Here is a 25,575-nt window from a genome sequence, read left to right as displayed (position 1 = left end):
TATTTTAGAAATTAAAAATTTCAAGAACAAATAGTAGAGAAATATTAAAGTAGCACTATTATACATCTTAAATCAAATGCACAAGGTCAATAGGTACATTATAAAAGAAAGAATTAATTCATAAAAAAAGGCTCCATTTCTGGAGCCTTTGATATATTATGCTTGTCCTGCTGGACCAAAATTAAGCGGTATTGGTGCTTGTTCACTGTCTTTTATTTCGCCATGAGCGACTTCAAAACGGTGAATGTTTTCTCCTATTGCTTTCAACAATCTTTTAGCATGTTGTGGTGTCAAGACAATTCTTGATTTCACCTTAGCTTTAGGAATACCAGGCATGATACTTACAAAATCTAAAACAAACTCTGATGAAGAGTGATTTATTATTGCTAAGTTGGAATAAATTCCTTCAGCAATTTTTTCATCTAGCTCAATATTAATTTGCTCTTGTTGTTGATTAGAATTACTCATATTTTAGTAAATATATTCTTCTTTGTTAGCCATCATATCATTATAATCATCTTTTGAACCTACAATTGTATTGTCATATTCTCTCATACCTGTTCCGGCAGGGATTCTATGTCCTACAATTACATTCTCTTTCAATCCTTCTAAGTAATCGATTTTACCTGCAACAGCAGCTTCGTTCAATACTTTAGTAGTTTCTTGGAAAGATGCAGCAGAAATAAACGATTTAGTTTGAAGCGATGCTCTTGTAATACCTTGTAAAACTGGCGTTGCTGTTGCAGTAACAACATCACGAGCTACAACAAGATTTTTATCTGTACGTTTCAAAAGAGAGTTTTCATCACGCAACTCACGAGGCGTAATAATTTGTCCTTCTTTCAATGCACTAGAATCTCCAGCATCTTCAACTACTTTCATACCATACAATTTATCGTTTTGAACGATAAAATCTTTAGTGTGAATTAATTGGTCTTCTAAGAATAAAGTATCACCTGGATCTTGTACTCTTACTTTACGCATCATTTGACGTATAACTACCTCAAAGTGTTTGTCGTTAATTTTTACCCCTTGTAAACGGTATACTTCTTGAATTTCATTAACCAAATACTGCTGAACAGCTGCTGGCCCTTGAATTCTTAAAATATCATCCGGAGTAATTGCACCATCAGATAAAGGTACCCCTGCTCTTACGAAGTCATTTTCTTGAACTAGAATTTGGCTTGATAATTTAACCAAGTATTTTCTAACGTCCCCAAATTTAGATTCGATAACAATCTCACGGTTTCCTCTTTTGATTTTTCCAAAAGAAACAACACCATCAATCTCAGAAACTACAGCTGGGTTTGAAGGATTACGAGCTTCTAACAACTCTGTAATTCTAGGTAAACCTCCAGTAATATCTCCTGATTTAGAAGAACGACGTGGGATTTTTACCAATACTTTACCTGCTTTAATTTTCTCACCGTTTTCAACCATTAAGTGGGCTCCAACTGGTAAGTTATAAGAACGAATTAGTTCACCTTCTTTACCGTAAACCAATAAAGTTGGTATTAATTTTTTAGCTCTAGATTCAGAAATTACTTTTTCTTGGAAACCAGTTTGCTCATCAATTTCAACCATGAATGATTGACCTTGCTCTAAATCTTCGTAAGCAATTTTACCGGTAAACTCAGAAACAATAACTCCATTATATGGATCCCATTTACAAATCACATCTCCTTTAGAAACAGATTGACCGTCTTTAACGAAAATACTTGAACCGTAAGGAATATTATTTGTACTTAATAAGATGCCTGTTCTTTCATCAATTAATTTCAATTCAGTAGAACGAGAAACAACAATATCAACTGCATTACCTTCTCCATCTTCACCTTTAACCGTTTTTAAATCTTCGATTTCAAGTTTACCGTTGAATTTAGTAATGATACTTGATTCTTCAGAAATACCACCCGCAACCCCACCTACGTGGAATGTACGTAATGTTAACTGAGTACCAGGCTCTCCAATAGATTGTGCTGCAATAACACCAACTGCTTCTCCTCTTTGTGTCATTTTACCAGTAGCTAAATTTCTACCGTAACATTTTGCACAAATACCTTTTAACGCTTCACAAGTCAATGGTGAACGAACTTCCACTTTCTCGATTGGAGAAGCGTCGATCGTTTTCATAATAGCCTCAGTGATTTGTTGTCCTGATTGAATTAAAACTTCATTATTCAAAGGGTTAATTACATCTTGTAAAACAACACGTCCTAAAATTCTTTCTCCTAATGATTCAACAATTTCCTCATTTTTCTTCAATGCTGACACTTCTACACCTCTTAATGTACCACAATCTTCAATGTTAACAATAACATCTTGAGATACATCATGCAATCTTCTTGTTAAATATCCTGCATCGGCAGTTTTCAATGCCGTATCCGCAAGACCTTTACGCGCACCGTGAGTAGAAATAAAGTACTCAAGGATAGAAAGACCTTCTTTAAAGTTAGAAAGAATCGGGTTTTCAATAATTTCACCACCACCAGCAGTCGATTTTTTAGGCTTAGCCATCAAACCACGCATACCAGTTAACTGACGAATCTGTTCTTTGGAACCCCTTGCTCCAGAATCAAGCATCATATACACTGAGTTGAAACCTTGTTGGTCTTCTCTAATGTTTTTCATTGCTAACTCTGTCAATTGTGCATTTGCTGAAGTCCATACATCAATAACTTGGTTGTAACGCTCGTTATTTGTAATAAGACCCATGTTATAATTTGCAGAAATTCCACCTACTTGCTCTCTTGCGTCGGCAATTAATTGAGGTTTCTGATCTGGAATTCTAATATCTCCAAGAGAGAATGACAATCCCCCTTTGAAGGCAAATTTGTACCCCATGTCTTTCATGTTATCCAAGAAAGCGGCAGTTGTAGGCACATCAGTAGAACTCAAAACGTGACCGATAATATCTCTAAGGTTTTTCTTAGTCAATACATCATTGATATATCCAGCTGCTTCCGGTACTACTTCATTAAATAATACACGACCTGCAGTTGTTTGAATAATTTGGTATACTAATTCCCCAGCTTCATTAAAATCTTTTGCTCTAATTTTTACTCTAGCATTCAATTCTAATCTTCCTTCATTCAAAGCAATATTTACTTCTTCAGCTGAATAAAAAGTAATTCCTTCTCCTAAAATTTTAAGCTCTGGAGTAGATAAACGTTCTTTGGTCATATAGTATAGACCCAAAACCATATCCTGAGAAGGTACCGTAATTGGTGCTCCATTTGCAGGATTCAGAATATTATGAGAACCCAACATTAATAGTTGTGCTTCTAGAATAGCCTCTGGTCCTAATGGCAAGTGAACTGCCATTTGATCCCCATCAAAATCCGCATTAAATGCAGTACAAACTAAAGGGTGCAATTGGATTGCTTTTCCTTCAATTAATTTTGGTTGGAATGCTTGAATACCTAGTCTGTGCAAAGTAGGAGCACGATTCAGTAATATTGGGTGACCTTTGATTACATTTTCAAGGATATCCCAAACTACAGGCTCTTTCTTATCTATTATTTTTTTAGCTGATTTTACAGTTTTTACAATTCCTCTTTCTATCAATTTACGGATAACGAAAGGTTTGTATAACTCTGCTGCCATATCTTTTGGGATACCACATTCAGATAATTTCAATTCAGGTCCAACAACAATTACCGAACGAGCAGAGTAATCCACACGTTTTCCAAGTAAGTTTTGACGGAAACGTCCTTGCTTACCTTTTAACGAGTCAGAAAGTGATTTTAATGGTCTGTTAGATTCTGTTTTTACAGCAGATGCTTTACGTGTATTATCGAAAAGTGAATCTACTGATTCTTGCAACATACGCTTTTCGTTTCTCAAGATAACTTCTGGAGCTTTAATCTCCATTAATCTTTTCAAACGGTTGTTACGTATAATTACACGACGATATAAATCATTTAAATCTGAAGTTGCAAAACGACCTCCATCCAGTGGCACAAGCGGACGTAATTCTGGTGGAATAACTGGTACCACTTTCATAATCATCCATTCTGGACGATTTTCACGGTTCAAGTTAGACTCACGGAAAGATTCAACAACTTGTAATCTTTTTAAAGCTTCAGTTTTACGTTGTTTAGACGTTTCATTGTTAGCGTTATGTCTTAATTGGTAAGACAAAGCATCAAGATCAATTCTTGCTAATAAATCCATAATACACTCTGCTCCCATTTTGGCAACAAATTTATTTGGATCAAAATCATCAAGATACTGATTGTCAGCAGGAAGAGTGTCTAAAATATTTAAATATTCTTCTTCTGTCAAAAAGTCTAATCTTTGTAATGATTCTCCATCTGCATTTTTAGCAATACCAGCCTGAATAACTACGTATCTTTCGTAGTAGATAATCATATCTAATTTCTTAGATGGAAGACCAAGGATATAACCAATTTTGTTTGGAAGAGAACGGAAATACCAGATATGAGCAATTGGCACAACAAGATTGATGTGACCTACTCTGTCTCTACGTACTTTTTTCTCTGTAACTTCAACACCACAACGGTCACAGATGATTCCTTTGTAACGTATTCTTTTATATTTACCACAAGCACATTCAAAATCTTTTACGGGTCCGAAAATTCGTTCGCAAAAAAGACCATCACGCTCTGGTTTGTGCGTTCTGTAGTTGATAGTTTCCGGTTTCAACACTTCACCTCTTGATTCTTTCAAAATAGATTCAGGAGAAGCAAGTCCGATTGAGATTTTATTAAACCTTTTTACAGGGTTTTTATCCTTATTGTTATTATTTCTATTATTCATCATAGTTTTTACTATTGATTTATTTGCAATTAAAAAATTGATTCTTGTTTAAGTCGAAAGTTTGAAAGTCGAAAGTCGAAAGTCACACTAGACTTTAAAACTTTAAGACATTTGACTTTATGACTGTAACATTACCTCGAATTACTTCTCTAAACCTCAAGTCCTTGCTTGAAGTGCTAATTAATGAGCCGTACAACTCAATAAAAAATCGGAACGGTTTACGGGTATAAATCTTGAAAACTAATTTAAAAAGTAATCAGTGTTCAGTATTCAACATACATTGAACACTGACCACTTTTTACTGAATATTATTCTTCTAATCTGATATCTAAACCAAGACCTTTCAATTCATGCATTAACACATTGAATGATTCAGGTAATCCTGGTTCTGGCATAGATTCACCCTTTACGATTGCTTCGTAAGTTTTTGCTCTACCGATAACATCATCAGACTTAACAGTCAAGATTTCTCTAAGAGTACTTGATGCTCCATAAGCCTCAAGTGCCCAAACCTCCATCTCACCAAAACGTTGACCTCCAAATTGAGCTTTACCTCCAAGTGGTTGTTGTGTAATCAACGAGTATGGACCTATAGAACGTGCGTGCATTTTATCGTCAACCATGTGTCCAAGTTTCAACATGTAGATAACTCCTACTGTTGCAGCTTGATGGAAACGCTCTCCTGTACCACCATCATATAAATGTGTATGTCCAAAACGTGGTATTCCAGCTTCGTCAGTCAATTCATTAATTTGGTCTAAAGTTGCTCCGTCAAAAATTGGTGTAGCAAATTTTCTACCCAAGTTCATACCAGCCCAACCAAGCACTGTTTCATAAATCTGACCAATGTTCATACGTGAAGGTACACCTAATGGGTTCAACACAATATCAACTGGTGTTCCGTCTTCAAGGAAAGGCATATCTTCATGACGAACAATACGAGCAACAATACCCTTGTTACCGTGACGTCCTGCCATTTTATCCCCAACTTTCAACTTACGTTTTTTGGCAATATATACTTTCGCCAATTTCAAGATTCCTGCCGGCAATTCATCTCCAACAGTAATAGTGAATTTTTCTCTACGTAATGCACCTTGTAAATCGTTCAATTTGATTTTATAGTTATGAATTAAATCATTAACCATTTTATTAGTTGCATCATCAGCAACCCATTGACCTTTACTTAAGTGAGCAAAATCTTCAACAGCATAAAGCATTTTTTGAGTGTATTTTTTACCTTTTGGTAAAACTTCTTCGCCCAAATCATTCATTACACCTTGAGAGGTTTTTCCGTTTACGATCAAGAAAAGTTTTTCAACTAATTTGTCTTTTAATTCAACAAATTTAACTTCAAACTCCATTTCAAGTGCTCCTAAAGCATCTTTATCTTGAGTACGTTTACGTTTATCTTTTACTGCTCTTGCAAACAATTTTTTGTCTAAAACAACACCATGTAAAGAAGGAGATGCTTTTAATGAAGCATCTTTTACATCACCTGCTTTGTCCCCGAAGATTGCACGAAGCAATTTCTCTTCAGGAGTAGGATCTGATTCCCCTTTTGGAGTAATTTTTCCGATAAGAATGTCACCAGGTTTAACCTCGGCTCCAATTCTAATCATACCATTTTCATCTAAATCTTTTGTAGCTTCTTCAGAAACGTTCGGTATATCGTTCGTTAGTTCTTCGTTACCTAATTTAGTATCTCTAACCTCTAATGAATAATCATCAACGTGAATAGAGGTAAAAATATCGTCACGAACCACTTTTTCAGAAATTACAATCGCATCCTCGAAGTTGTACCCTTTCCATGGCATAAATGCAACTTTTAGGTTTCTTCCTAAAGCTAATTCACCATTTTGAGTCGCATATCCTTCAGATAATACTTGTCCAGGAACCACTCTATCCCCTTTTCTTACGATAGGTTTAAGGTTGATACTTGTACCTTGATTGGTTTTTCTAAATTTAATTAGATTGTATGTTTTCTCATCTGGCTCAAAACTTACCATTCTTTCTTCCTCAGAACGATCGTATTTGATAGTGATGATATTTGCATCTACATATTCAATAACTCCATCTCCTTCAGCATTTATCAATACTCTAGAGTCAGAAGCTACTTGACGCTCTAAACCAGTTCCAACAATAGGAGCTTCAGGACGAATTAATGGTACGGCCTGACGCATCATGTTAGATCCCATCAAAGCTCTATTCGCATCATCATGTTCCAAGAAAGGAATCAAAGATGCAGAAATCGAAGCAATTTGGTTAGGAGCAACATCAGTATAATCTACTTTAGAAGGTTCAATAACTGGAAAATCACCTTCTTGACGTGCAATAACGTCTTCGGCAGTTATTTTACCAGCAGCATCCATTTGAATGTTTGCCTGAGCAATTAACATTCCTTCCTCTTCTTCAGCACTTAAATACACTGGAGTAGCATTTAAATCAACAACTCCGTTAGTTACCTTACGGTATGGAGTTTCGATGAAACCCATTCCATTTACTTTAGCATAAACACCAAGAGATGAAATCAATCCAATGTTTGGTCCCTCAGGAGTTTCAATTGGACATAAACGTCCGTAATGCGTATAGTGAACGTCACGTACCTCAAAACCTGCTCTTTCTCTTGAAAGTCCACCTGGTCCTAGTGCTGATAATCTTCTCTTGTGCGTAATCTCGGCAAGTGGATTCGTTTGATCCATAAACTGAGACAACTGGTTTGTACCAAAGAAAGAGTTGATAACAGACGATAATGTTTTTGCATTAATCAAATCTATTGGTGTAAACACCTCGTTATCTCTAACGTTCATTCTCTCACGAATAGTTCTCGCCATACGTGCTAAACCAACACCGAATTGTTGAGACAATTGTTCGCCAACTGTTCTAACACGACGGTTTGATAAGTGATCAATATCATCAATCTCTGCTTTAGAGTTGATCAATTCGATCAAATATTTAACTATAGTAATGATATCCTCTTTGGTCAAGACTTGCTTTTCCATTGGAGTATCTAACCCTAATTTTTTATTAATTCTGTAACGACCTACTTCACCTAAGTTATAACGTTGGTCAGAAAAGAATAATTTATCAATAATACCACGTGCCGTTTCTTCATCAGGCGGTTCAGCATTACGTAATTGTCTGTAGATATGTTCAACAGCCTCTTTTTCAGAGTTTGTTGGATCTTTTTGTAACGTATTATGAATGATTGCATAATCACCTTGATTAGCATCTTCTTTATGTAACAAAATAGATTTAACGTTAGAATCAATGATTTCTTCTACATTATCTTTATCAATAATGGTATCTCTATCAAGGATTATTTCGTTACGTTCGATAGAAACTACTTCACCAGTGTCTTCATCTACGAAATCTTCATGCCATGTATTCAATACACGAGCCGCTAATTTTCTACCGATATATTTTTTTAAACCTGTTTTAGAAACTTTAATTTCTTCAGCAAGATCAAAAATCTCAAGGATATCCTTGTCTCTTTCGAATCCAATAGCACGGAATAAAGTAGTTACAGGTAATTTTTTCTTTCTGTCGATATAAGCATACATAACACTGTTTATATCTGTAGAGAATTCTATCCAAGAACCTTTAAAAGGAATTACTCTGGCAGAATACAATTTTGTACCATTTGCATGGAATGATTGACCAAAGAAAACACCAGGAGATCTGTGTAATTGAGAAACAACTACACGCTCAGCACCATTAATAACAAAGGTACCGCTTGGTGTCATATAAGGAATTGTACCAAGATAAACATCTTGTACAATAGTTTCAAAATCTTCATGTTCTGGATCCGTACAATATAGTTTTAACCTTGCTTTTAAAGGAACACTATAGGTTAGACCTCTTTCTATACATTCTTGAATGGTGTAACGAGGTGGATCAACAAAGTAATCAAGGAATTCCAATACAAAGTTATTTCTTGTATCAGTAATTGGGAAATTTTCCATGAAGGTATTGTAAAGCCCTTCGTCGCCTCTTTCGTCAGATTTAGTTTCTAATTGAAAAAAATCTTTAAACGATTTTACCTGAACATCTAGAAAATCTGGATAATCAGGAATATTTTTTGTAGAGGCAAAATTCAATCTTTCAGTCTGATTTGTTATCATCAATGGACAAAATTTTGATTAAAAAAGTAATTTTTTTGTACAAATAATATCTATTTATACTTATATTTTACGACCAATACATCTTTAAAAACCAATTTAAGATAACTACTTTCTTATTATCTGTTAATTTTTTTTCCTCGTAATGGGTAAAATGAATTTAATTTAAAAGACTAATCTGCAATTATACAAGCTAGACTTTTGTTATACGAAAAAATGGTTTAGGTCATTGGGTGATAAAACCCAAGACCTAAACCTTATTCTTTAAACTAAGTTTAACTATTTAAGTTCAACTACAGCTCCAGCTTCTTCTAAAGATTTTTTAAGCCCTTCAGCTTCTTCTTTAGTTACACCTTCTTTTACATTACTTGGTGCGCTATCAACTACATCTTTAGCTTCTTTCAAACCTAAACCTGTAAGTTCTTTAACTAATTTTACAACTGCTAATTTAGAAGCACCAGCCTCTTTTAATACAACTGTAAATTCTGTTTGTACTTCTTCAGCAGCAGCTTCTCCACCACCTGAAACTACTACAGCTGCAGCAGCTGGTTCGATTCCGTACTCATCTTTTAATATTGTTGCTAATTCGTTAACTTCTTTTACAGTAAGATTAACTAATTGTTCTGCGAATTGTTTCAAATCTGCCATTTTTTCTATCGTTTTAAAATGATTTGTAAAAATATAATTTATTTATTGTGCGCTTTTTAAAATAAAACTTAGACTATAAAGTCTGTTTTATTATGCTTCTACTTCTTCTGTAGCCTCTTCGCTTTTTGCGAATTGGTTTTGAAGAGCAGAAATAACTCTTTGAGCTGGTGATTGAAGCAATCCAATGATTTCGCCAATAAGCTCTTCTTTAGATTTAATAGTTGCTAATGCATCTAATTGGTCATCTCCAATATAAATTTCAGAATTAATATAAGCACCCTTTAGTACAGGTTTAGCTGATTTTTTTCTAAAATCTTTAATTATTTTTCCAGGTGCATTTGCAATATCTGAAATAAATATAGCGCTATTACCTGTTAATACAGATGGTAAATCACCATAATCATTATCAGAAGCTTCCATTGCTTTTGCAAGCAAAGTGTTTTTTACAACCTCTAATTTTATACCTGCTTTAAAACAAGCTCTTCTCAAGCTTGAAGTAGTCTCTGCGTTAAGTCCTGAAATATCAGATATATAAATGATATTTGTACCAGCTAACTGTGCAGTTAAATCTTCAATCGCGATTGATTTTTCTTCTCTAGTCATACTAAAAATTATTAACTACCAATTATACTGCTTTTGGATCCAATGCAATTGCAGGACTCATAGTGCTTGTAAGGTGAATACCTTTAATATAGGTACCTTTAGCAGCAGTTGGCTTAAGTTTGATTAATGTTTGAATAATTTCGTGTGCATTGTCATAAATTTGTTCAGCTCCAAAAGAAACTTTACCAATTCCTGCATGTACGATACCAGTTTTATCAACTTTGAAATCGATTTTACCAGCTTTAACTTCTTGAACAGCTTTTGCAACATCCATAGTTACAGTACCTGTCTTAGGGTTTGGCATTAAACCTCTAGGTCCTAAAATACGACCTAATGGACCTAATTTACCCATTACAGCAGGCATTGTGATGATAACATCTACATCTGTCCAACCGTCTTTAATTTTTTGAAGGTAATCGTCAAGACCTACATAGTCTGCACCAGCTGCTAAAGCTTCCGCTTCTTTATCTGGAGTAACTAATGCTAATACTTTAACATCCTTACCCGTTCCATGAGGTAATGTTACCACACCTCTAACCATTTGATTCGCTTTTCTTGGATCTACACCCAATCGAACTGCGATATCAACAGACTCATCAAATTTTGCAGAAGCAATTACTTTTATCAATGCAGCTGCATCTTTTAAAGAGTATAATTTGTTCTTTTCAATTTTTGAAGCAGCCTCTTTTTGCTTTTTTGTCAATTTTGCCATGTCTTTCTCTTAATTAAAAAGGAGAATCTCCTGATACAGTTATACCCATAGATCTAGCTGTTCCAGCAATCATGCTCATAGCAGATTCGATTGTGAATGCATTTAGATCTACCATTTTATCTTCAGCAATTGCCTTGATAACATCCCAAGTAACGCTAGCTACTTTTTTACGATTTGGTTCACCAGATCCTGACTTTAGCTTTGCAGCTTCCAATAATTGGACAGCCGCTGGAGGAGTTTTTACAACAAAATCAAATGATTTGTCTTTATACACAGTAATTTGTACTGGGCATATTTTGCCGGGTTTATCTTGAGTTCTAGCATTAAATTGCTTACAGAATTCCATGATGTTTACCCCAGCAGCTCCTAAAGCAGGTCCAACCGGTGGCGACGGGTTCGCAGCACCTCCCTTAACTTGTAGTTTAACTACCTTACTAATTTCTTTAGCCATTTTTTAAAAAATTTAACACAACAATCATTGGAAGCGATTGAAGCGGATATTATAGATGTAACAAAAAATTATACTTTTTCAACTTGCATAAAACTCAACTCTAATGGTGTTTTTCTTCCAAAGATCTTAACCATTACTTCCAGTTTACGCTTTTCTTCATTTATTTTTTCGACAGTACCATTAAAACCATTAAAAGGCCCATCAACAACCTTAATAGTCTCACCAATGTTAAATGGAATAGAACGGGTATCTGTATTTACAGCTAACTCATCTACCTTACCTAACATTCTGTTTACTTCCGAAATTCTTAATGGAACTGGTTCACCACCTTTAATTTCACCTAGAAAACCAATAACGCTTGTTATAGACTTAATAATATGAGGTATCTCTCCAATAAGATTTGCTTCAATCATAACATAACCAGGAAAATAAACCTTGTCTTTAACTAATTTCTTCCCCTCTTTTACCGTAACTACTTTTTCAGTAGGTACTAAAACTTGCGAAACATAATCACCCATTCCTAATCGCGCAATTTCAGTCTCAATATAAGCTTTTACTTTATTTTCTTGACCACTTACTGCTCTAACGACATACCACTTTTTAATATTATTATCTGCCATAACAAAAAAATTATGCTTTTATCCAATTAAAAAATCCAGCCAAAGCTTTTGCGAAAATTTCATCTACACCCCAAGTTGCCAAAGCAAATAATATTGAAAAAACAGCAACAACAATCGTTAGACGTTGAACCTCAGCCCAAGCTGGCCAAGTTACATTTGACTTTAATTCCTCAAATGCTTCTGATATGTAATTAACAACTTTTGTCATTATGATTTATTTTTTTGCACGGGCGGAGGGATTCGAACCCCCATCAACGGTTTTGGAGACCGCTATTCTACCCTTGAACTACGCCCGTAGAATAAAAAGTAGTGTCATCGTTAAACGACACTACTTTTTGAAATTATTAAAAGTAGATTATCCTACAATTTCAGTTACTTGACCAGCACCTACTGTTCTACCACCTTCACGGATAGCAAAACGTAAACCAACGCTCATTGCGATTGGGCTTAACAAAGCAACATTAATAGTTAAGTTATCTCCTGGCATTACCATCTCTACACCTTCTGGCAAAGTAATAACCCCTGTTACGTCAGTTGTACGTACGTAGAACTGCGGACGGTAGTTATTATGAAATGGTGTGTGACGACCACCTTCTTCTTTTTTCAAGATATAAACCTCAGCTTTGAAAGTAGCGTGTGGTTTAACTGATCCTGGCTTAATGATAACCATTCCTCTTTTGATAGATTCTTTATCAACACCACGTAACAATAAACCTACGTTATCTCCTGCTTCTCCTCTATCAAGGATTTTACGGAACATCTCAACTCCTGTAATAGTAGAAGTTAATTTTTCAGCTCCCATACCAATGATTTCAACAGCATCTCCTGTATTAGCAATACCAGTTTCGATACGACCTGTAGCAACAGTTCCACGACCAGTAATTGTAAATACATCCTCAACCGGCATCAAGAATGGTTTTTCTGTATCACGAACTGGCTCTTCAATCCAGCTATCAACAGCTTCCATCAATTCAATGATTTTTGGTACCCAAGCTGGATCATTATTCAATCCTCCAAGAGCAGACCCTTGAACAACTGGACAATTATCTCCATCATATTCATAGAAAGACAATAAGTCTCTAATTTCCATTTCAACAAGTTCTAACAACTCAGCATCATCAACCATATCCACTTTGTTCATGAATACTACCATTCTAGGAATACCAACTTGGCGACCTAAAAGGATGTGCTCACGTGTTTGTGGCATTGGTCCATCAGTTGCAGCTACAACAAGGATAGCACCATCCATTTGAGCAGCACCAGTAACCATGTTTTTTACGTAATCCGCGTGACCAGGACAGTCAACGTGTGCGTAGTGACGGTTAGCAGTTTCATACTCAACGTGTGATGTGTTAATTGTAATACCTCTTTCTTTTTCTTCAGGAGCATTATCAATTTGATCAAATGATTTTGCTTGACAGTAACCAGCATCAGATAACACTTTTGTGATTGCTGCTGTTAAAGTAGTTTTACCGTGATCTACGTGTCCGATCGTACCAATATTTAAGTGTGGTTTCGAACGGTTAAAGGTTTCTTTTGCCATTTTACTTAATTTTTAATCTAGTTTATATATTTATTTCAATTTCCTTCTTACTTGAGCCAACTACGGGAATTGAACCCGTGACCTCTTCCTTACCAAGGAAGCACTCTACCTCTGAGCTAAGTCGGCAGAACCCTTGATTAAAGAGCTTAGATTCCTAACTTTAGACTTTTCAATCTGAAATTTTCAATCCAACAATTAATTCTTGTGGGGAGAGCAGGATTCGAACCTGCGAAGTTCACACAGCAGATTTACAGTCTGCCCTCGTTGGCCGCTTGAGTATCTCCCCTACTTTTTCTATTGCCATCCCGTTACGGTCTTGAGCCGGCGGAGGGACTCGAACCCACGACCTGCTGATTACAAATCAGCTGCTCTAGCCAACTGAGCTACGCTGGCGAATCAATAAAAAAAGTCCGCTATTTCTAACGGACTGCAAATGTAGAGATTTTATCTCTCAATCAAAACATTTTTTTAAAAAAAAATCATATTAAATGTGTGAACTTATTTTTTCTTTCCTTTTTACTAACATTCTCTCTAAAGATTCTGCCGAAAGTTCAACTGCTTCTTCAAAAGTTTTACATTGCTTTTTTACTAAAAAATCATCTCCAGGAACATTGATTTTTACTTCGGCAATTTTATTTTCTTTATCGCTTGTATTTTCAACCTTCAAAAAAACATCTGCTGACACTACTTTGTCATAATACTTTTCCAACTTGTCCATTCTTTCTTGAACAAAATCTACTAGCTTTTTGTCAACAGTAAAGTTAACTGCATGAACACTTACCTTCATAATCATTTTTTTTAATTGTTAAACATTACTCAAAATTACTTGCGTCCCCGTGGATGAGCTTCTTTATAAACACTTTTTAGTTCTGATAAACTACTATGTGTATATATTTGCGTAGATGCCAAACTAGAATGCCCTAATAACTCCTTGACTGAATTTAAATCTGCTCCATTATTTAACAAATGCGTTGCAAAAGTATGTCTTAATATATGGGGGCTTTTTTTCACTTTTTCGGAGACAGTACTAAAGTAAGAATTTATTAATCGATACACAAAGGAATCATTTAATTTTAACCCTTTTTTTGTTAGAAATAAATAATCCTCATTCACAATAGACATCAAGGCTGATCGCTCTTTCAAGTATATATCGAATTGCTCTTTTATTATTGGCAAAACAGGCAGAATTCGCTCCTTATTTCTCTTTCCCAAAACTTTTATAGTACTGCTAGATAAATCAATATTTGAAGTTTTCAATCCTATCAGCTCCGCTCTACGCATTCCTGTAGCATAAAATAAATCCACAATAAGTTTGTTTCTAATTCCCTCAAAACCAGAAATATTTTGCATAAAATCCAAGACTTCAACAACCTCCTTTTCAGAAAAAGGAATCTGCAACAACTTTGGAGCCTTTAATGCATTGTGCTTCAATAACGGATTTACTTCTATTTGCTTAGTTTTCAATAGAAATTTATAAAACGCTTTTAAGGATGCGATTTTTCTGTTAACCGAGGTATTTGATATATTCCTATCAACAAGGGACACAACCCAACTTCTAACTTGACTGTAATTTACTTGCTCTATACTCTCTTGTTCAAAATATAAGGCATTATATGTTTCAAAAGAATCAACATCATTACAATACGCAGTAACGGTATGTGAAGAATACTTTTTCTCCAACAGCAAATAATTCCGAAATGCTTCTTTGTTAGTAATCATAAAAAAACCGTTAGCATCAAAGTTATAAAACTTTTAATGACTAACGGTAATTTATTTTAATAGATATTGACTAACTCTCTAAGTTATCTCTCATATTTTGGATATAAGCCGCTTTTTGAATTTTGATTCTATTGGTTACTGAAGGCTTAATAAAAGCAGTACGCGCTCTTAGTTGACGAACAGTTCCTGTTTTATCAAATTTTCTTTTGTAACGTTTTAACGCTCTATCGATATTTTCTCCGTCTTTAATTGGTATAATTAACATAATATAGACACCCCCTTTCTTTAAGTGTGCAAAAGTAGTCATTATTTTTACTTTATCGCTATTTATTGTTATTTATTTTAGGTGTGCCGGCTATGACGTGTTTTGATTCCTTGAACATAACTGCTTGCCGTCAGGCTATCCGCTACAATCTTTATTTACTGCTACGCATCCATAAAGGATTTCCACTTCTATCCTTCACACAAAAAAAAGAGTCTTGAAAAAACAAGACTCTTACTATTATTTACAATTCGTACCTTACACACAAGAGAACCAAACTATTTTACAGCAGGTTCATAATTTTGATTATCAATAATCATTTTTCCTAAAATTTCTTTTAAGATTTCAGATGTACCGCCACCAATAGGCCCAAGACGACTATCTCTAAACAAACGCGCTAATGGATATTCTTCCATGTAACCATAACCACCTAACATTTGCAAACAACTGTAAATAGCTTCATCAGCAACCTTAGTTGATTTTAATTTAGCCATAGTCGCCTCCTTAACTACATATTCTCCTTTGTCAAGTCGAGCTACAGCAGCATAATTAAAAATTTTGCAGTGCTCCACCTCTGTAGCATGCTCTACAAGAGTGTGCCTTAGTGCTTGAAACTTACTTATTTTTTTACCAAAAGCTTCACGCTGCGACATATAATCAATCGTATAATCAATTGCATACTCTCCTCTAGCGTGCGCATTAATAGCCATAATTAAACGCTCTAAAGCAAAATGCTGCATGATGTACGGAAATCCTTTTCCTTCTTCACCCATTAAGTTTTCGGCAGGAATTTCTACATTGTCAAATGCAATTTCAGCAGTATCTGAAGCTCTCCATCCTAATTTATCAAGTTTTGAAGCAGATATTCCCTTAAGACCTGTATCCATTAAGAAAATACTAATTCCTTTATTACCGAGTTCTGGATTTGTTTTTGCTGCTACAATGTAATAATCAGCATAAACACCGTTTGTTATAAATGTTTTGGAACCATTGATGATATATTTATCTCCTTTTTTCACAGCGTTAGTTCGCATTCCCGCAACATCACTACCTCCAAAAGGCTCTGAGATACACAATGCTCCTATTTTCTTTCCAGCAATACTTGGTACTAAATAGTCTTGCTTTATTCTTTCATCACCCTCTGCGTTTAAATGAGTCATAGCTAAATACCCATGTGCCCACATTGCAGCAGCAAAACCTGATGATTTTATTTTTTGTAATTCTTCAAGAAAAATAACAGTGTAAAATAAATCGAGATTTAAACCGCCATATGCCTCTGGATATGCAATACCAAAGTAACCCATCTCGCCAAATTTCTCCCATATGAAACGTTCTATAGTACCCGTTTTTTCCCATTTTTCAATATGCGGAACAACTTCTTTCTGCAAAAAATCTTTTAAACTTTCCCTAAATGCTTGGTGTTCTTCAGTAAAATAATTTGAATTCATATATTGTATTTTTTTTAACAAATAGTATTATTGAAACATAATAATAAAATAATGTTTCAGATTTATTTTTAAACAGTTAAAATAATTATTGAATAAAAAAAAGTAATTTATCTCTTTAAGAAAATGTGTTAAAACACACATTAACGTAGCTGAAAATTTGACACTTCTAATTAAAGTCCAAATATAAGCCAATTATTCTTGCTTTATCAACAGGAAATCCCTTAATTTTTGTTAAATCCTCAATATTATTTATATCCCCATTCATACTTCTGTAAGTAACTATTTCTTTTGCTAAAGCATATCTGAAATAATAAAACTGGGAAAGCTCTTTTAACGAAGCATTATTAACATCTATTTTTTTAATATTTGGAAGTGTCGAAACTTTGAAATGTAAATTCAAATTTTCAATAACTTCAGGTGACAATCCCCAAACATCATTCATTTGTTCCATGGAAACAAATCCTCCTAAAATTTCTTTTTGTTTTAAAATCCGCAAAGAAATGGCTTCGCCTATTCCGTAAATTTTAATTAAATCTTCCTTTGTTGCCTGATTAATATCGATTAAAACATTTTTTCCTTTTGTTGCGATTGCCTGATTTGGATATTTTGTAAATTCTTTAAATTCTTTCTTATTATTTACCCATTCAGGAAATTTAAAATAAGGAGACAGCACATTCAACAATGAATCCGAAATTTTGGTCACATTTTGAAACTCCTTTGGCGAATTAACATATTTATTTTCTTTTCTAAAACTCAATAAGCGATCTATTTCCTTTACAGACATTCCTAACTTGTATCCTTTATAATCAGTTATAAAATTAGGATTGAAGGGATATATTTTAGGCAAAGATTTAGAGGCTTCAATTTTCATAGAGTCCACTTCAGACTGGAGTGAAAGCCATTTTTGTTTATCTGAATATTCCTTGGTTGCATAACTAATGTCCGTAAAAAAATAAATCGTTTGGAAAAGAATTATAATTACGAACAAACCAAAGATACCCGTGCGTTGCTCTCGAGTAAAATTAAAGAAACTTCCTGGTGTTTTAAAATTCATTACAGGTATAAGGATTAGTGCTATAAATTTAACATTCCTAAATTTATAAATTAAATCAAGACCTAATCACTTTGAAGGAGAAAATATTTATAAGAAATAAATATTTTTCAAAAAAACACATTACACAACAAAACTCAACAATCAGAAAAAGTTATATCTAACACTCAACCCAAAAAAAAGACAGAAAAATAACTTTTTTACAACTTAAAATTCAATTATTATTTTTATTTTTTATAAAAAACAATACATTTGGAGCTTAATAACTTAAAACACCATACAACCATGTCAATTTGGAGAGTTAAACCAGTATCAGCTTTTGAAGCTGATATGAAAAAAAGTGAATTAAAACGAGTTTTAGGAAAGTGGAGCCTTACTGCTATTGGTATTGGAGCAATTATAGGTGGAGGTATTTTTGTACTTACCGGAACAGGAGCTTATTACCATGCTGGTCCAGCATTAGCCATTTCATTTATTATTGCAGGTATTGCCTGTGTATTTGCAGCATTATGTTATTCAGAATTTGCTTCCATTTTACCCGTTGAAGGTTCTGCGTACGCCTATGCTTATGGGACAATTGGGGAAGTTTTTGCATGGGTTATAGGATGGGGATTAATATTAGAATATGCTATGGGATCCATGACGGTTGCCGTTTCTTGGTCGGGATATTTTAACAAAATGCTCAAAATGTTTGGTATAAAACTCCCCGATTGGCTAACTTCAGATCCAGCTAGTTATACTGGAGAAGGTTTTTCAATGAACTTGCCAGCTTTTTTAATAGTACTATTTGTTATTTCCATACTTATCAAAGGAACTTCAAGCGCTGCTAAAGCAAATAACTTCATCGTAATTTTAAAAGTTTCTGCTGTAATTTTTGTAATTATTGCTGGTGCTTTTTTTATAAATGTAGATAATTGGACGCCTTTTATTCCAGAAGCAACCCAAATTGTTGATAAATCTGGAACACATCAAGCATATGGTGTGGGTGGTATTGTTTCTGGAGCTGCTGCAATTTTCTTTGCTTATGTAGGTTTTGATGCTGTTTCTACTCAAGCCGGTGAAGCTATCAATCCTAAAAAAGATGTGCCTTTTGCTATTATTGTATCTTTATTAGTATGTACAGTTCTTTATATTTTAGTATCACTAGTATTAACAGGTATGATGAGTTACCAAGATTTTAATCCACTAGGGAAATACCCAGAAGCTATTAAAGCTCCGGTAGCTTATGCATTTGATATTGCCGGACAAGCTTGGGCGGGTTATATTATCACTATTGCTGCAACTATTGGTTTAATTTCTGTATTGATGGTAATGATTATGGGACAATCTAGAATATTTTTAGGAATGTCTAAGGATGGATTAATTCCTGCCGTTTTCTCTAAAATCAATCCGTTATCTGGAACACCAAAAACTAATTTAATGATCTTAGGAGGGTTTATTGCAGTTGTTGCTGCCTTTACTCCTATTAACGAACTAGCAGATATGACCAGTTTTGGTACTTTATTTGCCTTTACTATGGTTTGTATTGCGGTTTGGATTTTAAGAATAAAACAACCAGGTTTAGAACGTACTTTTAAAGTCCCTGCTTTACCAGTAATTGCGGTTTGCGGTATTTTGATCAATACGTACTTAATGATTAATTTAAGTACAAAAGCTCAATTGTTTTCTTTAGGATGGTTACTATTTGGAATTTTAGTGTATTTCTTATACGGTAAACGAAATTCGAAATTAAACAATGACATCCAAGAATAAAACAAGAAAGGCTCCTTTTAACTAAGGAGCCTTTTTTTATAGATCAAAAACAGAAGTACGCTTGGCGCGAATAAGATCTTTTAATTTCATCCAAAATGCAAGTGTAAGATACACTGCAAACCACAATCCAACTGTTACAAAAGATAAGTATATAAAGAACAAACGAACACTACTAGCGCGCATTCCTAATGTGTCTGCTAACCTTGAAGACACATGAAACCCATGTTTCTCAAAAAAAAATTTTAGTTTTAGAATTGCTGACATAATACTTGAATATAGAAACACAAAAATACAATTATTATCATATGCACTGGCACATAATTATTTGTTTTTAAGTAGGTCAGTCCCTATACTACATTGTAAACACTTGCTTTGATTACAATATTCATTTTTCAATTGCAAAAGAGTTTGTGTATCAAAAGCATTTTTTGAGGTAATTCCAAAAGAACTAAACTTATCAATAATTGAATTCTTTTCGGGTGTGATTTCTTTGAGAAGATTAATAAAATCCTCCGAAACCTCTTTGCCTATACTTTTAAAATAAGTAAACTGTATGGGTATAATAGTATTTATGACAATCAAATCAATAAATGATTTAGAGAGCGATTTCTTCTTTTTAGGACTTACTTTATCAAACTGATAATGTGTGTTCCAATATTCTGAAGAAGTAATTTGGAATAAATCATAACAACTTTGTAAAGACTTTAAAACGCTAATATTTGAAAATAAGTTTTGTTGTGAATGATACAAATTTGCCAATTGAGAAAGTCTTATAGTAGGGAAATTATCCGGACGGTGTTTAAAAAACTGCACCGGCTCAATACTATATTTCTCTAATTGATATTTATGAAGCAGATAAAAATACCTGAATTTCATATCCTTAAAATAATTATCCTCTTTTTCTGTATCTAACAATCCAGCTGTTCCAAAAAGCAAAGCCTCTAGATTTTCAACTTCAAAACTTTCCTTTCTTACTGTAGCAAAAGGAATTGATTGTGCAATTTTAAAAAATATTTCTCCGTTTGTGTTTAGTCCAAAATTCTTGGCTAGGAGACAAAACAAAACCGCTTCCCAATCTTGATTGGTTTGCGTTAACAATTCAAAAATAGCTTTAGATTTGCGTTCTAATCGCTCAAAAAATAATCGCTCTTGCCAATTTTTTAAAACAAAATCATCGACTTGAGAAATTTGTTTTTCACAAAAAATCCATGATTTAGGAGCTATAAGAGATTGATAATTGTTAAGGATGGAGGTGTCAACCACATTTTTAAGCTCCAGAACAGGAATCTCTGTATTGTTTTTCCTGAAAATTTCGGTGTCATGTTCCCAAACAACATGTAATATTACACTGTCATAGGCATCATCTTTCTCGTGATGATGCGCATACCAATCTGAAGATTTTATATGAATTTCAACATTTCCCGCCCATTTTTGATTTTCAATCATTATTTGAGCATTAAAAAAGTCAGGACCCGAAAGTTCTAGATATTGACCCGCGTGAATAATAGTCAAAGACTCACCCTGCTGTGTTTTTAAATCGAGAATATTGAATTTCTTAAACTTCCAAATGTAATGAAGAAAATCTTCTTTCATACTTTTTATATTTCACTTCACACTAAAGTAGTGAAAATAATCTACTTACAAGTATAAAATAATAGCTACAAAAGTGAAATACATTTTTTATTTCATCAAATACAATTTTGCACAGGCACGAGCATCTGAAAGCGCTTCATGATGATTGAGCGCTATATTCATTTCGCGACAACAATCACTTAGTTTTGCTGGTCTAAGCCCTTTAGCTCTATAAATTTTTACTGTACACTCCCATCGATCTGCGATATTTAAATCAGCATAATCTAAATAATTATTAGCCATCGATTTTGCCAAAACATTCCTATCAAAGCTTTCATTATGAGCAACAACTACACGATTGTATAGCCGTTTGTGAATTTCAGGATATACTTCTGCAAAAGTTTTTTCGTATTCTGTATCGAAAGGATGTATGCCGTGAACTCTAATTGTAGCAGGAGAATAGTAATTATTAGGTGGCTGTATCAAGGTAACAAATTCATCAACAATTATTCCGTTTTCAACAGTTACAATACCTACTGAGCAAGGGTTATAACCTATTGCAGTCTCAAAATCTATAGCAGTAAAATTCAATTTGACAGTATATTAAAATTTATAAAACACAAAAATACGCTCAAAAAATCAAGTTGCTGTAACACATTTCATTTTTAACATCAAGAAAACGTATATGCATTAAAAAAACTCAAAAATAAAAGGCCTACAATATAAAAACACTGTAGGCCTTAATATATTATTTTAATTCGTTATTTTATAGAACCAATAATATCGTATTTAGTTATAATATGGTGATTCCCATTTGCAAGTTCTACTAAAACAGCTTCATTTTCTTTAGTAAATAATTTAGAAACTTCTTCAATAGGTGTTCCGTGTTTCACGACTGGGAAAGGCTTACCCATTATATCTTTAATCGGTTTATCGGCTACATCTTTATCAGCAACGTAACTTTGAAACAAATCACTTTCATCAACAGAACCTACAAAACCAGTGATATCAATTACGGGAATTTGCGAAATCTTGTATTTACGCATACGCTCAATAGCATGCGAAACTAATTCTTCTGTACGCACCACGATTAATGGTTTATCGATATGATCTTTGATTACATCCTCTGCTTTTGTGATTTCTTCTTCCAGAAAACCACGTTCGCGCATCCAATCATCATTGAACATTTTACCCACATAGCGACTTCCAGAATCATGGAAAAGCACAACTACAACATCTTCAGGTTTGAAATGTTCTTTAAGCTGTAACAATCCTTTTATAGCCGCTCCAGCTGAATTCCCTACAAATATTCCCTCTTCGAGCGCAATTTTTCTAGTGTAAACCGCAGCATCTTTATCCGTTACTTTTGTAAAACCGTCTATTAAAGAAAAATCAACATTTTTAGGAAGTATATCTTCTCCAATTCCTTCGGTGATGTAAGAATAAATTTCATTTTCATCAAAAATTCCAGTCTCGTGGTATTTTTTAAAAACAGAACCGTAAGTATCTATTCCCCAGATTTTAATGTTTGGGTTTTTCTCTTTCAAATATTTTGCTACTCCTGAAATTGTTCCTCCAGTTCCAACACCAACAACAAAATGAGTGATTTTACCTTCCGTTTGCTCCCAAATTTCAGGACCCGTTTGCTCGTAATGCGCTATCGCATTTGAAGGATTATCATACTGATTTACATACCAAGAATTAGGAGTTTCATCTGCTAATCGTTTAGAAACTGAATAATAAGAACGCGGATCAGTTGGCTCCACATCCGTAGGACAAACCACCACTTTGGCTCCAACGGCACGAAGAATATCCATTTTTTCTTTAGACTGTTTGTCTGAAATCACACAAATCAGTTTATACCCTTTTATGATAGCTACTAATGCTAATCCCATTCCGGTATTCCCCGAAGTACCCTCGATGATGGTTCCGCCTGGTTTCAAGCGCCCATCTGCCTCAGCATCTTCAATCATTTTTACGGCCATTCTGTCTTTTACGGAATTTCCAGGGTTGAATGTTTCGACTTTTGCAAGTACCAAAGCCTCTACTTCTGAAGTAACTTTGTTTAATTTCACTAATGGGGTATTACCTATCGTGCCTAATATATTTTCTGCGTAGCGCATTTTTGAATGAATTTAAGTTTGTGATTTGTTGTAAAAACTAGTACAAAGATAGTATTTTGTTATAAAATATTCTTGTTTACGGGATTTTGCGTTCGTGATAGAAGCGGCATCCTTTTCTTGCTTTCTTTAAGCAAGAAAAGATTTAGCGGATAGCACGATAAAACGCCCAAAAAAACGACTTGAAAATTAAAAATTCGAAAGTGAAATTAATTGAAGAAGTTCCAAATTAAACCAAATCTAATTGTAAAATCTCGCGATGGATTATTAGGTGAAGCATAAAAATTATTTCCCATAAGAGAAGAATTAAAATGTTCCGCTTTGAAATAAATTCTTGTTCTTTGAATTTTTGCATTGATGAAAAAATCAAGATTGGGATGATTTCCAATTTGCTTTTCATTTTGCACAAAAAACTCTCCTATTACGGGATTGTATTCATTAGCATAATAGGAAGAAAAGTAATTAAGTGAAATCCCGGTTTGCAGAAACAAGGCTTTTTTGAACAAATAATTAGAATAGTATATCGTATTTCTCGTCACAATTTCTGGAACATTCAAAATAGCATCTTGTTGCTCCGTTTTTTGATATAAAATTGTATTATCCAATGCAAAATTTCCGAACTTCAACTCTCTGCTTATTTTTAACGACAAATAATTTATGGTTCCGTTGTATTGGGCTGGTGCAACAATTTGTGTTTTAACATTTTTTTGTTCCGTAGTAGATGCGTCTGTAAAATATAGATGATCATTTAAAACCGAAAACTGCAGTTCCGCGTCAACCCAAGGAGAAATGGCATTTGCTTTGATTGTATTGATTTTTTCATTTTTGAAATCATTTGACCAATTGTACTGAACAAAGCTGCTTTGGTGCAAATTGTAATTGTTATTAGGCAATTTGTTAACATTCTGATACTGAAATGCTAATTGAATTTCATCATTTAAATCATATTGCACTTTAGCATCTAAATTTGAGAGCGATTGAGCAGTTACCGATCTTGAGTATAAAAACGTACCGTTCCACTTGTTGTGTCGATATTCATACTGACCACCTGCACTATTGATATCTTGACTGAAAGAACTTGGTATCGTACGGTCATCAAAAATAAGGATTTGATTGTAATAATAGTTTGTTCTAAAGTCATCTACAAAAAAATGAAACCTTCCTAGAGTTGTATTTTCATATGTTAATCCAAGTTTGTTATACATTTTATTATAACGAGTTTGGTCATTTATGCCACTATCTAAATAAGATTCTCCAAAACGGAAGACTATTTCAGAACCGACTGTTGATGGTACAGTTGCTTGATTGTATTCGAAAAACTTATTCTCGTAATTAAATTGATGTGCTACATACAAATTATTATCTCCCTTTTTAGGATTAATTCTAAAATTATGATCTAGAAAAATTCTTTTCCCTTTTAGAAATGATTTGGCATCATTAAAATAAACCTCAAATCGTTGACGGTTATTGTAGTTTGGATCTTCACTTTCAAAATTCTCGATAGTTGTAATTCCGCCATTTTCCTCATTCAAAATATCTTGAAAAGTATAATGCGCTTTTGCAAAATAGCGCTTGTTCTTAGTGTTATAATTTGTAGTAAATCTAAAATTACCTGTACTTGACAACTGATTGAGATATTCCCCTTCTGAACGCAATCCTTTGTATGCTATCGATAAATTAAGATTCTCAGAAGTATTTAATGTGACAAAAGCATCAACTGACTGCCCTTTTCTAACAGTAGTTTTAAAATATAATTCGGTTACAGGAGTAGCAACAGAATAATATCGTATTTGGTTTGCTTCTAAAAAGTTAAAATGTTTTGCTTTAAATCCAAATTCTGGATACGGTGAAAAATCAGTTAAACTGTACTGTAAGGTATTGTAAGTTTGTCCATCATTAGCAAAAGGAAGTAAACCAAAAATATCTTTTCGTAAATAATTGTGACTGTATTCTTTCTGAATAGTAAGAGAAGTATCTATATAAGTGGTATCGTTTTCTATGGTGACAACCTTATAAAGGTCGATAGTAGCTAATTTTTGAATCTCCTTTTTAGTAGCATCACCGCTAACATTCTGGCTGTCAGAAGTTGCAATCCTTTCTCTTTTTTGTTGAGAAAAAACTACAACTGGAAAGACTAAAAAACACAGATAAAATATTATTCTCATTTGAAAGGA

21 protein-coding genes and 4 tRNA genes are annotated in these 25,575 nt (G+C 33.9%); 1 reads left to right on the top strand and 24 read right to left on the bottom strand.

The annotated features are described in order from the left end of the window. Positions 1–156: 156 nt before the first annotated feature. The 19 genes from DFR66_RS11440 to DFR66_RS11350 form a co-directional block, all read right to left on the bottom strand. Positions 157–468 (bottom strand): DUF3467 domain-containing protein, encoded by a 312-nt coding sequence (locus DFR66_RS11440; protein WP_114754966.1) that lies wholly within the window; start codon positions 466–468, stop codon positions 157–159. Positions 469–471: 3 nt separating this feature from the next. Beyond that, positions 472–4,785 (bottom strand): DNA-directed RNA polymerase subunit beta', encoded by a 4,314-nt coding sequence (gene rpoC / locus DFR66_RS11435; protein WP_114754965.1) that lies wholly within the window; start codon positions 4,783–4,785, stop codon positions 472–474. Positions 4,786–5,090: 305 nt separating this feature from the next. Continuing rightward, positions 5,091–8,903 carry a DNA-directed RNA polymerase subunit beta gene (gene rpoB, locus DFR66_RS11430; RefSeq protein ID WP_114754964.1) on the bottom strand — a complete coding sequence of 1,271 codons (3,813 nt, stop codon included), beginning with the start codon at positions 8,901–8,903 and terminating at the stop codon, positions 5,091–5,093. Positions 8,904–9,179: 276 nt separating this feature from the next. Then, on the bottom strand, positions 9,180–9,548 hold the full coding sequence (gene rplL / locus DFR66_RS11425; protein ID WP_114754963.1) for a 50S ribosomal protein L7/L12: 369 nt from the start codon (positions 9,546–9,548) through the stop codon (positions 9,180–9,182). 90 nt (positions 9,549–9,638) lie between these two features. Next, complete coding sequence (rplJ, locus tag DFR66_RS11420) at positions 9,639–10,151, bottom strand: 50S ribosomal protein L10 (RefSeq protein WP_114754962.1); 513 nt, start codon at positions 10,149–10,151, stop codon at positions 9,639–9,641. A 22-nt stretch (positions 10,152–10,173) separates the two neighbouring features. Continuing rightward, a complete protein-coding gene (rplA, locus tag DFR66_RS11415) occupies positions 10,174–10,863 on the bottom strand; it encodes a 50S ribosomal protein L1 (protein ID WP_039111376.1) in 690 nt (229 codons plus the stop codon). Positions 10,864–10,876: 13 nt separating this feature from the next. Further along, a complete protein-coding gene (rplK, locus tag DFR66_RS11410) occupies positions 10,877–11,314 on the bottom strand; it encodes a 50S ribosomal protein L11 (RefSeq protein WP_035639405.1) in 438 nt (145 codons plus the stop codon). Positions 11,315–11,382: 68 nt separating this feature from the next. Next, positions 11,383–11,934, bottom strand: coding sequence for a transcription termination/antitermination protein NusG (nusG, locus tag DFR66_RS11405; protein WP_114754961.1), 552 nt, complete (start codon positions 11,932–11,934; stop codon positions 11,383–11,385). A gap of 10 nt (positions 11,935–11,944) precedes the next feature. Continuing rightward, positions 11,945–12,142: a preprotein translocase subunit SecE gene (secE, locus tag DFR66_RS11400; protein WP_114754960.1), complete on the bottom strand. Its 198-nt coding sequence runs from the start codon at positions 12,140–12,142 to the stop codon at positions 11,945–11,947. A gap of 17 nt (positions 12,143–12,159) precedes the next feature. Next, positions 12,160–12,230, bottom strand: a tRNA-Trp gene (locus DFR66_RS11395). A 59-nt stretch (positions 12,231–12,289) separates the two neighbouring features. Further along, complete coding sequence (gene tuf, locus DFR66_RS11390) at positions 12,290–13,477, bottom strand: elongation factor Tu (RefSeq protein WP_099714543.1); 1,188 nt, start codon at positions 13,475–13,477, stop codon at positions 12,290–12,292. 54 nt (positions 13,478–13,531) lie between these two features. After that, a tRNA-Thr gene (locus DFR66_RS11385) sits at positions 13,532–13,603 on the bottom strand. A 79-nt stretch (positions 13,604–13,682) separates the two neighbouring features. Next, a tRNA-Tyr gene (locus tag DFR66_RS11380) sits at positions 13,683–13,763 on the bottom strand. Positions 13,764–13,796: 33 nt separating this feature from the next. Next, positions 13,797–13,870: transfer RNA gene (locus DFR66_RS11375), tRNA-Thr, on the bottom strand. A 91-nt stretch (positions 13,871–13,961) separates the two neighbouring features. Beyond that, complete coding sequence (hpf, locus tag DFR66_RS11370) at positions 13,962–14,264, bottom strand: ribosome hibernation-promoting factor, HPF/YfiA family (protein ID WP_114754983.1); 303 nt, start codon at positions 14,262–14,264, stop codon at positions 13,962–13,964. A gap of 35 nt (positions 14,265–14,299) precedes the next feature. Continuing rightward, positions 14,300–15,196, bottom strand: coding sequence for a tyrosine-type recombinase/integrase (locus DFR66_RS11365; RefSeq protein ID WP_114754959.1), 897 nt, complete (start codon positions 15,194–15,196; stop codon positions 14,300–14,302). A gap of 70 nt (positions 15,197–15,266) precedes the next feature. Next, on the bottom strand, positions 15,267–15,461 hold the full coding sequence (gene rpsU, locus DFR66_RS11360) for a 30S ribosomal protein S21 (RefSeq protein WP_035670421.1): 195 nt from the start codon (positions 15,459–15,461) through the stop codon (positions 15,267–15,269). 275 nt (positions 15,462–15,736) lie between these two features. Then, complete coding sequence (locus tag DFR66_RS11355) at positions 15,737–16,906, bottom strand: acyl-CoA dehydrogenase family protein (RefSeq protein ID WP_114754958.1); 1,170 nt, start codon at positions 16,904–16,906, stop codon at positions 15,737–15,739. 166 nt (positions 16,907–17,072) lie between these two features. After that, a complete protein-coding gene (locus DFR66_RS11350) occupies positions 17,073–17,960 on the bottom strand; it encodes a ComEA family DNA-binding protein (protein ID WP_114754957.1) in 888 nt (295 codons plus the stop codon). A gap of 282 nt (positions 17,961–18,242) precedes the next feature. On the opposite strand from DFR66_RS11350, the gene DFR66_RS11345 reads away from it, so the two are divergent. Continuing rightward, the gene (locus tag DFR66_RS11345; protein ID WP_114754956.1) at positions 18,243–19,709 is read left to right on the top strand and encodes an APC family permease; all 1,467 of its coding nucleotides are present in this window, start codon (positions 18,243–18,245) and stop codon (positions 19,707–19,709) included. Positions 19,710–19,745: 36 nt separating this feature from the next. Here DFR66_RS11345 and DFR66_RS11340 read toward each other — a convergent pair whose 3' ends face one another. From DFR66_RS11340 to DFR66_RS11320, 5 genes are all read right to left on the bottom strand, one after another. Next, on the bottom strand, positions 19,746–19,973 hold the full coding sequence (locus DFR66_RS11340; protein ID WP_086454432.1) for a PspC family transcriptional regulator: 228 nt from the start codon (positions 19,971–19,973) through the stop codon (positions 19,746–19,748). A 57-nt stretch (positions 19,974–20,030) separates the two neighbouring features. Next, complete coding sequence (locus DFR66_RS11335) at positions 20,031–21,302, bottom strand: DUF2851 family protein (protein WP_114754955.1); 1,272 nt, start codon at positions 21,300–21,302, stop codon at positions 20,031–20,033. An 87-nt stretch (positions 21,303–21,389) separates the two neighbouring features. Then, positions 21,390–21,872 carry a 3'-5' exonuclease gene (locus DFR66_RS11330; protein WP_114754954.1) on the bottom strand — a complete coding sequence of 161 codons (483 nt, stop codon included), beginning with the start codon at positions 21,870–21,872 and terminating at the stop codon, positions 21,390–21,392. 170 nt (positions 21,873–22,042) lie between these two features. Beyond that, positions 22,043–23,404, bottom strand: a complete 1,362-nt coding sequence (locus DFR66_RS11325; RefSeq protein ID WP_114754953.1) for a pyridoxal-phosphate dependent enzyme — start codon at positions 23,402–23,404, stop codon at positions 22,043–22,045. 206 nt (positions 23,405–23,610) lie between these two features. Further along, entirely contained in the window at positions 23,611–25,566 is a 1,956-nt protein-coding gene (locus DFR66_RS11320) for a putative porin (protein WP_114754952.1), read from the bottom strand. Positions 25,567–25,575: the final 9 nt, after the last annotated feature.

The sequence above is a fragment of the Flavobacterium glaciei genome, from assembly GCF_003350545.1.
Classification (GTDB): domain Bacteria; phylum Bacteroidota; class Bacteroidia; order Flavobacteriales; family Flavobacteriaceae; genus Flavobacterium; species Flavobacterium glaciei.
The sequence above is the reverse complement of the archived record's forward strand: the minus strand, read 5'-3'. Positions and strand labels throughout refer to the sequence as shown.